The sequence below is a fragment of the Corynebacterium glutamicum ATCC 13032 genome, from assembly GCF_000011325.1.
In the GTDB taxonomy this organism is placed as follows: domain Bacteria; phylum Actinomycetota; class Actinomycetes; order Mycobacteriales; family Mycobacteriaceae; genus Corynebacterium; species Corynebacterium glutamicum.
Genome location: NC_003450.3, coordinates 2,025,392 through 2,039,579 on the forward strand (window position 1 = coordinate 2,025,392; position 14,188 = coordinate 2,039,579).

Genomic DNA, 14,188 nt, shown 5'->3' on the forward strand with positions numbered 1-14,188 from the left:
ATGGTGGCTTAGAGCTATAAAAGGAGGAAAAATGTCGGATAACAATGATCGTATGTACGAGCTTGAGTACCCGTCACCGGAGGTGAGTGGACAAACGGCCGGTGGCCCGACGCTCATCGTTGCCCTCCAAGGCTATGCCGATGCCGGACACGCCGTGGAGTCCAGCTCATCACACTTAATGGACGCTCTAGACCACCGCTTGATCGCATCGTTTAACAATGATGAACTTATTGATTACCGTTCCCGCCGCCCCGTGGTTGTCATTGAACACAATGAAGTGACCAGCATGGATGAGCTCAACCTGGGTTTGCATGTGGTGCGCGACAATGACAATAAGCCGTTCCTCATGCTTTCTGGCCCTGAACCAGACTTAAGATGGGGTGACTTTAGCAATGCTGTTGTCGATCTGGTGGAGAAATTCGGTGTGGAAAACACCATTTGTCTCTACGCAGCTCCCATGACGGTTCCTCACACTCGCCCCACCGTGGTGACCGCACACGGTAATTCAACTGACCGCTTGAAAGACCAGGTGTCGTTGGATACGCGGATGACTGTGCCTGGTTCAGCCTCGCTGATGTTAGAGAAGCTGCTAAAGGATAAGGGTAAGAATGTCTCCGGTTACACGGTGCATGTCCCCCATTATGTTTCTGCTTCTCCTTATCCTGCGGCTACCTTGAAGTTGCTGCAGTCCATTGCGGATTCAGCCGACCTCAACCTTCCTCTGTTGGCTTTGGAACGCGACGCAGAAAAGGTGCACCGCCAGTTGATGGAGCAAACCGAGGAGTCTTCAGAGATTCAGCGTGTGGTTGGCGCATTAGAACAGCAATATGACAGTGAACTGGAGCGTTACCGCAACAGGCACCCTCAGGCAGTGATGCCTGGTGAATCTGAGCTTCCAAGCGGTGATGAGATTGGTGCGGAGTTTGAAAAATTCCTCGCTGATCTAGATGATCAAGGCGGATCGGATCACAAAGAAACTCCGGAAGCTTAACTTAGAACCGGCCTCCTTATAAACCTCAGCGCGTCTCGTGTTTTCCACAGATGTGCTGAGGTTTTACCGTTTTTTAATGCTGGTTACCCCCGGTGTCCCAGGCGTTAGCTAGTGTGGTTGATTGTGAACCTTTCTGAGATGCTTCCTGATCTTTCCGATGTCCCCGAGAGCTTGATGGATGAGTCCATTTTTGACAGCTTTTTAAGTTGGACCCGTGAGCGGGGAATTTCGCTGTACCCGGCTCAGGAAGAAGCAGCTTTAGGAATCTTGGCCGGGGACAATGTCATCCTGGCAACGCCTACTGGCTCGGGTAAGTCCATGGTGGCTATCGCCGCCCACTTTATTGCCATGGCCAGAGGCCAGCGCAGTTTTTACACCGCCCCCATCAAGGCGTTGGTGAGCGAGAAGTTCTTTGCGCTGTGTGAGATCTTTGGTGCGGAAAACGTCGGCATGATGACTGGTGATGCAACAGTCAACGGCAAGGCGCCGATTATTTGTGCAACGGCGGAGATTGTCGCCAATATTGCCTTGCGTGATGGCTCTGGCGCTGCGATTGATCAAGTAGTGATGGATGAATTCCACTACTACTCAGAGCCAGACCGCGGTTGGGCATGGCAGGTACCACTGCTGGAACTATCACGCGCGCAATTCCTGCTGATGTCAGCCACCTTGGGTGATACCGAATGGTTGGAAAAGGACCTGCAGCAACGCACTGGCCGCACAGCAAACTTTGTTGGAGGCACCGAGCGTCCTGTTCCCTTGGAGTTTTCCTATGTGTACACCCCAGTGCACGAAACCATCGAGGAGCTGCTGAAAGATTCCAAGGCACCCATCTATGTTGTGCACTTCACCCAGCGTGATGCGATTGAACGAGCCCAAGCATTAACGTCCCTCACGGTGGTGAACAAGGAAGAAAAAGAGCGCATCGCTGAAGAGATCGGCGATTTCCGCTTCAGCACCACCTTTGGAAAAACGCTATCCAAGCTCCTGCGCCGAGGCATCGGAGTCCACCACGCTGGCATGCTTCCCAAGTACCGTCGTTTGGTGGAAAAGCTCTCCCAAACGGGTCTGCTGAAGGTTATTTGCGGTACTGACACCTTGGGTGTGGGCATCAACGTGCCTATTCGCACCGTGCTCATGACCGGCTTGGTCAAGTTTGATGGGTCGCGGGAACGTGTATTGAAGTCCCGTGAATTCCACCAGATCGCTGGCCGTGCGGGACGCGCTGGCTATGACACGATCGGCACCGTAGTTATCCAAGCCCCGGAGCATGAGATTGAGAACCACCGCCTGCGTGAAAAGGCTGGACAAGACCCCAAGAAGCTCAAGAAGCTACGTCTTAAAGCCACTCGCCCCGGTGAGGTGACGTGGACCAAGAAGACCTATGAACGCCTCACCACTGCAGAACCAGAGCAACTGACCAGCTACTTCAAGGTCAGTAACTCCATGCTGCTCAATGTTATTGCCCGACCTGGCGATGGCTACCAGCACATGAAGCACTTGTTGCGGACCAACCATGACACCCGCACCAAGCAGAACAAGGACATCCTCACTGCTGTTGAGCTATTCAAGGGCTTGATCAATGCGGGCATCGTGGAAAAAGTCCCAGATGGACCCGACGCTACGGGTCGCATCTATGCCCTCACGGAAGAACTTCAGCGAGATTTCGCGCTCAACCAGCCCCTTGCGCCTTTCGCTTTGGCTGCACTGACTCTGCTGGACAAAGAATCTGAAACCTACACCCTCGACGTGATCAGTGTGTTTGAAGCAATCCTGGAAGATCCCCGACAGATCCTCCTTGCGCAGCAAAAAGCACAGCGCGGTGAAGAGATTGAAGCTCTTAAAGCCGAAGGCGTTGATTACAACGAACGCATGGCCATCATTGAGGATGTCACCTGGCCAAAGCCACTGGAAGAGGAACTGGAAAGCGCCTTCGAGACCTTCCGTGAAGGACACCCGTGGGCAAAGGAATTTGAGCTCAAACCCAAATCCGTTGTGCGCGACATGATCGAACACGGCATGACCTTCTCTGATTTGGTGGCTACCTACGGTGTGGCCAGGTCAGAGGGTGTTGCGCTGCGCTACCTCACCGATGCCTGGCGTACTCTCCAACACTCACTGCCTACGGAAGCTCGCACCGAGGAACTTGATGATGTTGTGGTGTGGTTGGGCGAACTGATCAAACAGGTCGACTCCTCCCTGGTGGATGAGTGGGCTCAGATGGCGGATCCAGAAGCACCGATCAGCAAGGAAGCGCTGGAACGAGAGCTCGCCTTCGGCGTGGAAGACCCAACAGCACTTACCGCCAACCGCAGGGCATTTACCATCATGGTGCGCAACGCCATGTTCCGCCTTGTGGAGCTATTTGCTTATGAAAAGGAAGATCAGCTTAGTCAGATGACTGAATACCTGGATGAGGCTCCTGATTTCGGTGCTGCGATGGATGCGTACTTTGATGAATATGCGGATCTTGATACCGGCCCGGCAGCTCGTGGACCAGAGTTCTTCAAGGTAGAGCACACGGGAAGAATGTGGGAGGTGCGTCAGGTGGTGAAGGATCCAGAAGGTGATAATTCCTTCGCGTTTGTTGCCACCATTGATCTTGATGCCTCTGATGATGCAGGTGAGGTGCGTTTTGGATCGCTGTCGATTGACCACAACTAGGGGTTTGCGTCGAAAAGCAAGCACGCCTGGTGCCTGATTTGAGCGGTTTTACCTATGGCGCTTTGGCGCCGTCAAACTGTCCCAGCGATTTCATTATTATTTTCGTGCATTCACCGTTATAGTTATAGGCATGAGCAATAAAGAGTACCGGCCCACACTCGCCCAGCTTCGCACCTTTGTCACCATCGCAGAATGCAAGCACTTTGGTACTGCTGCCACCAAGCTGTCCATTTCGCAGCCATCCCTCTCCCAGGCACTTGTCGCATTAGAAACAGGCCTGGGAGTTCAGCTGATTGAACGCTCCACCCGCAAGGTCATTGTCACCCCAGCGGGCGAGAAGTTGCTGCCATTCGCCAAATCCACCCTTGACGCGGCGGAGTCTTTCCTCTCCCACGCCAAGGGCGCCAACGGTTCGCTCACTGGACCGTTGACCGTAGGCATCATCCCCACGGCGGCTCCTTACATTTTGCCGTCAATGCTGTCCATCGTGGATGAAGAATATCCAGATCTGGAACCTCACATCGTCGAGGACCAAACCAAGCATCTTCTCGCGTTGCTGCGCGACGGCGCCATCGACGTCGCCATGATGGCCCTGCCTTCTGAGGCACCAGGCATGAAGGAAATCCCCCTCTACGACGAAGACTTTATCGTCGTTACAGCTAGCGATCACCCCTTCGCCGGCCGCCAAGACTTAGAACTATCCGCCTTAGAAGACCTCGATCTGCTGCTTCTCGACGACGGACACTGCCTCCACGACCAAATTGTGGACCTGTGCCGCCGCGGAGACATCAACCCCATTAGCTCCACTACTGCTGTCACCCGCGCATCCAGCCTTACCACCGTCATGCAGCTCGTCGTCGCCGGCCTTGGATCCACCTTGGTCCCAATCAGCGCAATCCCATGGGAATGCACCCGACCAGGACTGGCAACAGCCAACTTCAACTCTGATGTCACCGCAAACCGCCGCATTGGATTGGTGTACCGTTCCTCTTCTTCTCGCGCCGAAGAGTTCGAACAGTTTGCACTCATTTTGCAGCGCGCTTTCCAAGAAGCCGTCGCGCTTGCTGCCTCAACTGGCATCACCTTGAAGCAAAATGTCGCGGTAGCGCAGTAAGTTTTTCTAGAGGTTTTCCAGAGTCAGCTACAAGCAAAAAGCCCTTTCCATTGATGCACACCAACGTGAGATTCAAGGGAAAGGGCTTTATTGATTGCAGAATGCCTACTGCATTAGCGGCGCTCCACCGGAATATTTCCACCACTGATCTGGCGGTAAATATGAACGGTAGACAGCATCATTACTGGCAGCACGATGATCAGGCCGAAACCGATCGTGAAAATACCGATGATGAGTGTGGCAAACCCGCCAACCAGGGAGAACAGCAACAACATTGGGTAGTTGCGCAGCGAGTCCTTGAAACCAGTTTGAACAGCGCTTCCTGCAGTGTGGTGACCATCAGCTGTGTAGTACACCCAGTAGGAGTACAGAGGATTGATGAAGAACAACACCAGGTAGACGATGAAGAACATGCCTAAACCGCTGTTATTGACCTCAACGGTACCGGCAGCGTCATTAAACGACACCAGATTTTGAGTGAGAAAAGTGGTGAAGGTGCCCAGGATGATGCCGAAGATACCCAGCCCCACCATCAGAATCACTGTTTGACCAACATTGATGGGTTTAAAGAAATCACCGAAGCGAACTTTGTGTCCATCAACAGAAAGCAGTGCACCGCGCATGACGCAAATGGTTATTGCGAAGGTGATGATTCCGATAGCTACGTTCAACAGGGTCTCGGAAACCGAAAAACCAGAAGTCGTCGTGCCCGCATTAGGGTCGATCAAAAATGATAAGTAGCCAAGCAACCCACTCACAATCATGAACGCAAGGCCAAGACCGACGGTGCCCAAAATCCACACTGCTGGATTGGCAAACGTGGCTTTGAATCCGAAGCGAATCGCCCGCATGATGTCGACTTTGCCGTTGCTCGCTTCCAGCGCCACGTCGTTCTGCGGTGAAGTAGCGCCATAACCTTGGTAGGAATTCTGGTACGGAGTCTGCGGGTATGGCTGACCGTAGCCTCCATATCCCGAAGCATTACCCGGGCCAAAGCCCTGACCATTGCCCTGACCATTGCCCTGAGCGTTGCCCCGGCTGTTACCCTGGCCGTTTCCCTGGAATCCTCCCGGCGCGTCCTCCGGATGCGAGGTCGGACCGTACTGGGAATCCTTATTTAGGTTCTGCCAGGATTGATCCCAGGACTGCTCGCGCGATGTGTCGTCGCCCTCACCGTTGTTGTTCGTCTGGTCGTCGCGGCTCATTGTTTTTCGTCGCCCTCCCTATAGTGATTAGTTCACCTCCAGACTACCTGGCACCGCGTGGGCTGCTTTCACTTGGACTTTCGGCAAAGACAAGTAGAATTAGCCCCTAGTCATGACTACTTCTGAAACTGCCCCATCAAAGGCTTCCCTGTATGAACTTTTAGAGGGCGTATCCCTCTCCGACGAGCGCACGTTTAGGCGCCGACTGTCCAAAGCCCGCGCGCCCAAGGCGCTTGGTGCGATTAAGGCTGATATCGATAAGGCACGCTTGCTTATCGACGAAAAGAGCCAGTTAATTCCGTCTATCACCTACCCAGAAAACCTTCCGGTGAGTTCCCGGCGCGATGATATCGCCGAGGCTATCCGTGATAATCAGGTGGTTATTATCGCCGGTGAGACTGGTTCGGGTAAGACGACTCAGATTCCTAAGATTTGTTTGGACCTAGGCCGTGGCCGGCGTGGGCTCATTGGCCACACACAGCCACGTCGATTAGCAGCTAGGACCGTCGCCGAGCGCATCGCCGATGAATTGGGGCAAGACATCGGCGAATCGGTGGGTTATGCGATTCGTTTTGATGATCGAGTTTCCTCGCATACATCCGTGAAGTTGATGACGGATGGTATTTTGCTTGCTGAAATGCAGCGGGATCGTTTCCTCAATGCGTATGACACCATCATCATCGATGAGGCGCATGAACGTTCCCTCAACATTGACTTCATTCTGGGTTATTTGCGCCAGTTGTTGCCTAAGCGCCCTGATCTTAAAGTCATTATTACCTCCGCAACGATTGACCCTGAGCGTTTCGCGGAGCACTTTGCTGATGCTTCTGGAAAACCAGCACCAATTATCGAGGTCTCCGGCCGCACCTTCCCGGTAGAGATCCGTTATCGCCCACTTGAGGTATTAGACGGCGATAAAATTATCGATACCGATCCCCTTGACGGCTTGTGTTCTGCTTTGGAAGAGCTCATGGCTGAAGGCGACGGCGATATCCTCTGCTTCTTTGCCGGTGAGCGTGATATCCGCGATGCCATGGAGGCAATCGAGGCCCGACGCTGGAAAGGTGTGGAAGTCACTCCCCTGTTTGGCCGCCTGTCCAACCAGGAGCAGCACCGTGTATTTAGCCCGCACTCTGGTCGACGCATTGTGCTTTCCACCAATATCGCAGAGACATCCCTGACGGTTCCGGGCATTCACTACGTGGTTGATACCGGTACGGCGCGTATCTCTCGTTATTCAGTGCGCACCAAGGTGCAGCGCCTTCCGATTGAGAACATTTCCCAGGCCAGCGCAAACCAGCGTTCTGGTCGTTGTGGTCGTGTCGCAGACGGTATTGCGATTCGTTTGTATTCCGAAGATGATTTCAACTCTCGCCCAGAGTTCACCGATCCGGAAATTCTGCGCACCAACTTGGCGAGCGTTATTTTGCGCATGGCGTCGCTGCGTCTTGGCGATATTAATGATTTCCCCTTCGTCCAAGCCCCAGAGCAACGCTCCATCAGGGATGGTATTTTGCTGCTCCACGAGTTGGGCGCACTCACCGACGACACCCAAGCCGATGGTTCACCGCAGCTCACCCAGATCGGTAAAGACTTAGCCAACATCCCAGTCGATCCCCGCATGGCCCGCATGCTCGTAGAAGCCAACACTCTAGGCTGCCTGCATTCTGTCATGGTCATTGTGTCCGCTCTGACGATTCAAGATGTTCGCGAACGCCCCCTGGAATTCCAAGCCCAAGCTGATCAAGCCCACGCTAGGTTCAAGGACACCACCTCAGATTTCTTAGGCTTTTTGAAACTGTGGGAGTACATCGCCGATCAGCGCAATCAAAGCAGCGGCAATTCCTTCCGCAAGCAGATGAAAAAAGAATTCCTCCACTACATGCGTATCCGCGAGTGGTGGGATTTGGTGCGCCAATTAGAGCAGATTGGCCAGCAACTTGGTTGGGCAAAGAAGGAGCAGGTTGCAGGCACCGCCAGCCCTGACATCATTCACCAATCCTTGCTCACCGGTCTGCTCTCGCAAATCGGTTCCCGTGATGGTGAGAGCAAAGAATTCACTGGAGCCAGAGGTACCAAATTCTTGGTCTTTCCTGGTTCTGCGCTAACCAAGAAGCCGCCACAGTTCATCATGGCTGGCCAATTGGTAGAAACCTCACGTTTGTGGGCTCGCGATGTAGCCAAGATTGAACCAGAGTGGGTGGAAAAAGCAGCCGGCCCATTGCTCAAGCACCAATACTCTGAACCGTATTGGTCCTCAAAGCGTGGCGCTGCCATGGTGCACCGCAAATCAACGCTCTACGGTGTGACAATTGTTGCCGACAAGGTAGTTCCCTACCACACGGTTGATCCCGTGGCTGCGCGCGATATGTTCATCCGCCATGCCCTCATCGAAGGCGATTGGTCCACTCACCACCGCTTCTACCACGACAACGTGGCCAAATTGGAGGCAATCGGAGAACTTGAAGCCAAGGCGCGTCGCCGCGACATCGTCGTAGATGAAGACACCCTGTTTGATTTCTACGATGCCAAGCTTCCAAGCAACGCCACCACCACCCGCAATTTCGATTCCTGGTGGAAGAAAACATCACGCGTCACACCAGATCTTCTCGATTTCGACCCAGATAGTCTGATCAACGAAGACGCTGACGGCGTTAACGAAGAAGCCTTCCCCGACAAGTGGATTAAAGGCAGCCTGATCTTCGATCTCAGCTACCACTTCGAACCCGGCCACCGCGATGACGGCGTCACAGTCCTCATCCCCATTCCAGTGCTGGGTGGACTTGATACCGAAGGCTTCGATTGGCTAGTTCCAGGCTTAAGGCTTGATTTGGTGACCGAGTTAATCCGCACCATGCCTAAGGCTTTACGACGCACCGTTGTCCCTGCCCCGGATTTCGCCGAGCGGGTCTTGCCGTTACTGCGTCCCTACATGACACCACTGACCACCCAACTTGCCGATGCACTCCATACCCTGGGCGGCCAAGGAATCAACGCCTCTGATTTCGATCCTGCCAAACTCCCCGATCACCTGCGCATTTCCTATGCAGCAGTAGATCGTCGTGGCAAGATCATCGACCGCGACCGTGACCTCGAAGCACTAAAGAAACGCCGCGCGAACCAAATCAGGGCATCTGTTTCTAGCGTTGCTAAGGCATCCGAACAAGATGAAACTACGCAGTGGACCACAGATACCTTGGGCACCATCGATGAAGAAATCGAGACCACTGTCGATGGACAGTCCGTCACCGCGTACCCCGCCTTGGTTGTCACCCCGACTGGCGTATCCGTCAAGGTCATGCCCACCAAGGCTGCTGCTGATGCCTCGATGATCACCGCAACATTGACACTGTTGATGCGTGAGATTGAAGTATCCACAAAGCAAATGGTCAAGGGACTACCCTTGCAACAACGAGTCGCAGTGGACAACTATCCCCACGGCGGTGCCGAAGGACTGGTTTCTGATGCCCGTATCGCCGCAATTCGCGATTTGATGTTTGAACACGGCGGAGCTGTGCGTTCACCGGAAGAGTTCGACGTTCTTCTAGCCAAGGTGAAGCCGGAAACACCAGGAGTTGTTCGTCGAACTGTCGTTGAGCTAGCCCCAGCATTGGTTCACTATGCATCCGTTGTGTCAGAGCTGGAGTCCTGGTCTGGACCTGCCATTGACGATATGACCGCCCAGTTGGATTTCCTCTTGCCAAAGCAGGCCATCAGCATTCACGGCATCAGTAGGTTGAGGCACCTTCCGAGGTATCTGCAGGCGTTGACGATTCGCCTAGAAGAGATGAACCAAAATCCGGATCGTGACGCCGACCGTCAAGATGAAGTGAACTTCGTTGAAGAGCAGCTGGAGAAACAGCTCAGTAAGCTACCCGCTGCGCGAGCCAACACCAAGGAAGCCAAGGATATTGCCTGGCAGATTCAGGAACTAAGGATCAGCCTCTTTGCACAGCGGTTAGGCACTCCCCGACCTGTATCGGCGCAGAGAATCCAGAAGGCTATTGCCAAGCTTCGATAAGCACTGCTTGAGATGAGGGACTAGTTAAGACTTTGTGTCTGCTAGTCCCTTCCGCGTCTGCGCATGAGGCGGATTTCTTTTTCAAAGTCGTCAGCACTGTCAAAAGACTTATACACAGAGGCAAAGCGTAGGTACGCTACCTCGTCGAGTTCTCTCAGTGGATCGAGAATGGCTAAACCAATATCGTTAGCGCGTACTTGAGAGCTTCCGTTGCTGCGGACTGTTTCTTCCACTTGCTGAGCTAGGCGTTTCAACGCGTCATCTGATACGTCGCGGCCTTGGCATGCACGACGGACACCGGTGACTACTTTTTCTCGACTGAACGGTTCAGTGACGCCGTTTCTTTTAACAACGAGGAGAACAGCTTTTTCGATGGTGGTGAAACGGCCTTCGCATTTGCTGCACTCGCGGCGCCTGCGAATGGCGCTTCCGGCGTCAATGACGCGGGAGTCAATGACTTTTGAATGATCATGTTGGCAAAATGGGCAGTACACTAACGGATCCTCTCCCCCTCACTTACTTCGACTTCAAGCATTCGCCTAAAAATAAGTGAATCGGCTGTTGTGCCTTTAGTTTATGCCAGCATTGATCTATTCCCGATTAGCGCCCGAGACTGACACCCACCATCTGGGTTTCGTAGTAGTTCTGGCTCACTTCTTCTTCCCCTGATTGGGAGAGCAAAATTCCGGCGAAAATAACCAGCCCAAACAGTCCTCCGCCCGCCCATTGTTTGAGGGATTCTTTAATCGAACGCGCGTCACTATTGCCACCTGTGGTGTTTTCTGGGTCTTGTTCACGCACCTGTTGCTGTGATGTTCGATAATTTCTTTCACCGTGTGGAAGAATGCGAAGACTTGATGGCTGATGAAAACGATCTCCATTCGAACAGTCAATCGTTCGAACATGCCTCTTATTAGCTGATTTAAGACCGGCGCCTTCCCCCATCCAGACAGCAGCGGAAGGTACGACCACACCTTGACGCAGCTTACGTGAATCTAGCTCTTTACCCGCATAAACAGTCATTTCAAAACTCCCGCCTCAATTGTTTGCCCACATCTTAACTTTTAGCCACGACACGTTCGAACACCAATACCGTTCACATGTTCGACTAAGTTTCTATGTTCGATTTATAGCACCCCGTTCGAACGTTGTCTAGAGAAGATTTAAAAATCTCGAACACTCGTACCATTTCCGCAGGAAAACCTGTATGGTTGGAAACTAGAAATACTGACAGAGGTTCGAATAGCTCAGCATTCAGCTTCAGAAGTTCACACTGGATGAACCCTCATCAAGAGTGAACATGGAAGCGAACAGAGTTTTTAGTGCTTTAACGGGCAAACAATGAGAGGAAGGGAACGGAAGATGGCAATCGAAAAGAAGCCAGCAGGTGCACGAGGCAGTCGCGGTAGCCGCACAGTTAAGACCTTGCCCAACGGAAAACCAGATCCAGCAAGTTTGTCAGATAGGCAGCGCAGGATTTTAGAGGTTATCCGAGATGCTGTGGTTTTGAGGGGTTATCCACCAAGCATTAGGGAAATTGGTGATGCTGCAGGACTTCAATCCACTTCTTCCGTTGCTTACCAGCTTAAAGAGCTAGAGAAGAAGGGCTTCCTGCGCAGGGACCCTAATAAGCCTCGCGCGGTGGATGTTCGCCACCTTCCAGAAACTGAAAGCCGTTCCTCCAAGGCTGCTACACAGGCAAAGAGCAAGGCCCCTCAGGCCGGGGTCCATGATCCTGAGTTAGCTGGCCAGACCTCATTTGTCCCAGTGGTGGGCAAAATTGCCGCTGGTAGCCCGATCACCGCTGAGCAGAACATCGAAGAGTACTACCCACTCCCCGCAGAAATCGTCGGAGACGGTGACTTGTTCATGCTCCAGGTTGTTGGCGAGTCCATGAGGGATGCTGGCATCCTCACCGGCGACTGGGTTGTTGTTCGTTCCCAGCCGGTCGCTGAGCAGGGCGAGTTCGTCGCGGCAATGATTGACGGTGAAGCCACCGTGAAGGAATTCCACAAGGATTCATCTGGCATCTGGCTCCTGCCACACAACGATACGTTTGCCCCAATTCCTGCTGAGAATGCAGAAATCATGGGCAAGGTTGTTTCCGTGATGCGCAAGCTTTAAGTCGCTTTTCAGGTTCCCGCCACAGTATGTGTTCTCACATATCGTGGCGGGTTTTGCTTTATATAGCCACATTCGGGGGTAATCGGGCAAATAAGTTTTTGCTGATCTAGAAAGTGAGTTTACCTGTGGGTTTTCGAAAATTCTGGGCCGGACAATAGAAAAACGCTGCCCGGTTTTTTTGATTGACTCCCGATTTCACCCCTCCGCCGGCAACCAAATGAGGCTTTTGGGCGTTGGACAGTGAGACAATGGGTAAGAAATTCGGACATATTTAGTAAATTGGCTTTTTGCTTTAAGGAGTGACATGTACGCAGAGGAGCGCCGTCGACAGATTGCCTCATTAACGGCAGTTGAGGGACGTGTAAATGTCACAGAATTAGCGGGCCGATTCGATGTCACTGCAGAGACGATTCGACGAGACCTTGCGGTGCTAGACCGCGAGGGAATTGTTCACCGCGTTCACGGTGGCGCAGTAGCCACCCAATCTTTCCAAACCACAGAGTTGAGCTTGGATACTCGTTTCAGGTCTGCATCGTCAGCAAAGTACTCCATTGCCAAGGCAGCGATGCAGTTCCTGCCCGCTGAGCATGGCGGACTGTTCCTCGATGCGGGAACTACTGTTACTGCTTTGGCCGATCTCATTTCTGAGCATCCTAGCTCCAAGCAGTGGTCGATCGTGACCAACTGCCTCCCCATCGCACTTAATCTGGCCAACGCCGGGCTTGATGATGTCCAGCTGCTTGGAGGAAGCGTTCGCGCGATCACCCAGGCTGTTGTGGGTGACACTGCGCTTCGTACTCTCGCGCTGATGCGTGCGGATGTAGTGTTCATCGGCACCAACGCGTTGACGTTGGATCACGGATTGTCTACGGCCGATTCCCAAGAGGCTGCCATGAAATCTGCGATGATCACCAACGCCCACAAGGTGGTGGTGTTGTGTGACTCCACCAAGATGGGCACCGACTACCTCGTGAGCTTTGGCGCAATCAGCGATATCGATGTGGTGGTCACCGATGCGGGTGCACCAGCAAGTTTCGTTGAGCAGTTGCGAGAACGCGATGTAGAAGTTGTGATTGCAGAATGATTCTTACAGTCACTGCAAGTCCGTATCTGTTGAGCACCAATGAGCTTGACGGCACCATCGAAATTGGCGAAGCAAACAAAATCCGGCAGGTTTCCACTGTTGCCGGTGGTTTTGGCACCGGTGTGGCTGCCACCTTGTTTTATGGCGGCAATGAAACTTTTGCAGTTTTTCCCGCTCCAGAAATCTCTCATTACATGCGCCTGGTGACGTTTGCTGGGTTGCCTCATGAAATTATTCCGGTGGCAGGTCCCATCCCCATGCATTTGACCATGCGTGATGCAGAGGGCAATGAGACTAAGTTCAAAGACTCCCCCATGCCTTTGGATGTGTCCCAGTTGGCAATTCTTCGTGATCTAGTGGTGCGTCGAGCCGAAGATGCCGCGTGGGTGTTGTTGGGTGGCAATTTGCCGTCTATCGCGCCTGCTGCGTGGTTTGTGGATGTGGTGAGATCACTTCGCTTGTACCACCCTCATGTGAAGGTAGCTATCGCAGCAACTGGTGCTGCGTTGCGTGCGGTTATTCGACAGCTTGCAGCTACGTCCCCGGATGCGCTGATTGTGGCTGCGGAAGAAATCGAAATTGCCACTGGATTAGAACCCAAAACCTTGAGAGGTCCATGGGTAGAGGGAGATCTCTCCCCGACTGTGGCGGCAGCGCGCGCTTTAATTGATAGCGGTGTCACCGAGGTGTTGGTTACCAACAAGCGGACGGAATCTTTGTATGTTTCCGAGTCTGAATCACTGTTAGCCAGCTACGACAGCACCCCTGGTAAGCAGGGCGTGAATTGGCGGGAATCTTTTACTGCAGGATTCTTGGCAGCATCCAATGATGGAAAATCCACTGAGGACAGCGTGATCAACGCGGTTGCTTACGCCAACGCTGAAGGCAGTGAGTGGGACAACTACATTCCCACACCCGATAAGCTTCGGGCGGAGCACGTGGTCATCAAATCGCTTTAGACCACGCAAAAAGCCTCAAATTCCCA

10 protein-coding genes are annotated in these 14,188 nt (G+C 53.1%); 7 read left to right on the top strand and 3 right to left on the bottom strand.

Translation table 11 applies throughout. The annotated features are described in order from the left end of the window. Positions 1–31 precede the first annotated feature (31 nt). The 3 genes from CGL_RS09570 to CGL_RS09580 all read left to right on the top strand — a co-directional run bounded on the left by CGL_RS09570 (position 32) and on the right by CGL_RS09580 (position 4,769). On the top strand, positions 32–991 hold the full coding sequence (locus CGL_RS09570; protein ID WP_003859825.1) for a proteasome assembly chaperone family protein: 960 nt from the start codon (positions 32–34) through the stop codon (positions 989–991). A 123-nt stretch (positions 992–1,114) separates the two neighbouring features. Continuing rightward, on the top strand, positions 1,115–3,655 hold the full coding sequence (locus CGL_RS09575; protein WP_020948596.1) for a DEAD/DEAH box helicase: 2,541 nt from the start codon (positions 1,115–1,117) through the stop codon (positions 3,653–3,655). Between the two features lie 130 nt (positions 3,656–3,785). Then, positions 3,786–4,769, top strand: a complete 984-nt coding sequence (locus tag CGL_RS09580; protein ID WP_011014757.1) for a hydrogen peroxide-inducible genes activator — start codon at positions 3,786–3,788, stop codon at positions 4,767–4,769. Positions 4,770–4,882: 113 nt separating this feature from the next. Here the strand turns inward: CGL_RS09580 and CGL_RS09585 are convergent, their stop codons facing one another. Then, on the bottom strand, positions 4,883–5,974 hold the full coding sequence (locus tag CGL_RS09585; RefSeq protein ID WP_011014758.1) for a DUF2189 domain-containing protein: 1,092 nt from the start codon (positions 5,972–5,974) through the stop codon (positions 4,883–4,885). 112 nt (positions 5,975–6,086) lie between these two features. Between CGL_RS09585 and hrpA the strand changes: the two genes are divergently transcribed. Further along, entirely contained in the window at positions 6,087–9,995 is a 3,909-nt protein-coding gene (gene hrpA / locus CGL_RS09590) for an ATP-dependent RNA helicase HrpA (protein ID WP_011014759.1), read from the top strand. A 41-nt stretch (positions 9,996–10,036) separates the two neighbouring features. On the opposite strand, the gene nrdR is transcribed toward hrpA, so the two are convergent. Both nrdR and CGL_RS15685 read right to left on the bottom strand, forming a co-directional pair. Continuing rightward, positions 10,037–10,489 (bottom strand): transcriptional regulator NrdR, encoded by a 453-nt coding sequence (gene nrdR, locus CGL_RS09595; RefSeq protein ID WP_003857385.1) that lies wholly within the window; start codon positions 10,487–10,489, stop codon positions 10,037–10,039. A gap of 106 nt (positions 10,490–10,595) precedes the next feature. Beyond that, a complete protein-coding gene (locus CGL_RS15685; protein ID WP_011265842.1) occupies positions 10,596–11,018 on the bottom strand; it encodes a hypothetical protein in 423 nt (140 codons plus the stop codon). A 339-nt stretch (positions 11,019–11,357) separates the two neighbouring features. Between CGL_RS15685 and lexA the strand changes: the two genes are divergently transcribed. From lexA to CGL_RS09615, 3 genes are all read left to right on the top strand, one after another. Further along, the gene (gene lexA, locus CGL_RS09605; RefSeq protein WP_003857389.1) at positions 11,358–12,119 is read left to right on the top strand and encodes a transcriptional repressor LexA; all 762 of its coding nucleotides are present in this window, start codon (positions 11,358–11,360) and stop codon (positions 12,117–12,119) included. Between the two features lie 304 nt (positions 12,120–12,423). After that, complete coding sequence (locus CGL_RS09610; RefSeq protein ID WP_011014761.1) at positions 12,424–13,203, top strand: DeoR/GlpR family DNA-binding transcription regulator; 780 nt, start codon at positions 12,424–12,426, stop codon at positions 13,201–13,203. Beyond that, entirely contained in the window at positions 13,200–14,162 is a 963-nt protein-coding gene (locus tag CGL_RS09615) for a 1-phosphofructokinase family hexose kinase (protein WP_011014762.1), read from the top strand. The genes CGL_RS09610 and CGL_RS09615 overlap by 4 nt, the downstream gene beginning before the upstream one ends. Positions 14,163–14,188 lie beyond the last annotated feature (26 nt).

Coding starts and splice junctions, on each gene's coding strand:
- CGL_RS09570 (WP_003859825.1), top strand. CDS start 32: ATGTCGGATAACAATGATCGTATGTACGAGCTTGAGTACCCGTCACCG.
- CGL_RS09580 (WP_011014757.1), top strand. CDS start 3,786: ATGAGCAATAAAGAGTACCGGCCCACACTCGCCCAGCTTCGCACCTTT.
- CGL_RS09585 (WP_011014758.1), bottom strand. CDS start 5,974: ATGAGCCGCGACGACCAGACGAACAACAACGGTGAGGGCGACGACACA.
- hrpA (WP_011014759.1), top strand. CDS start 6,087: ATGACTACTTCTGAAACTGCCCCATCAAAGGCTTCCCTGTATGAACTT.
- CGL_RS15685 (WP_011265842.1), bottom strand. CDS start 11,018: ATGACTGTTTATGCGGGTAAAGAGCTAGATTCACGTAAGCTGCGTCAA.
- lexA (WP_003857389.1), top strand. CDS start 11,358: ATGGCAATCGAAAAGAAGCCAGCAGGTGCACGAGGCAGTCGCGGTAGC.
- CGL_RS09610 (WP_011014761.1), top strand. CDS start 12,424: ATGTACGCAGAGGAGCGCCGTCGACAGATTGCCTCATTAACGGCAGTT.
- CGL_RS09615 (WP_011014762.1), top strand. CDS start 13,200: ATGATTCTTACAGTCACTGCAAGTCCGTATCTGTTGAGCACCAATGAG.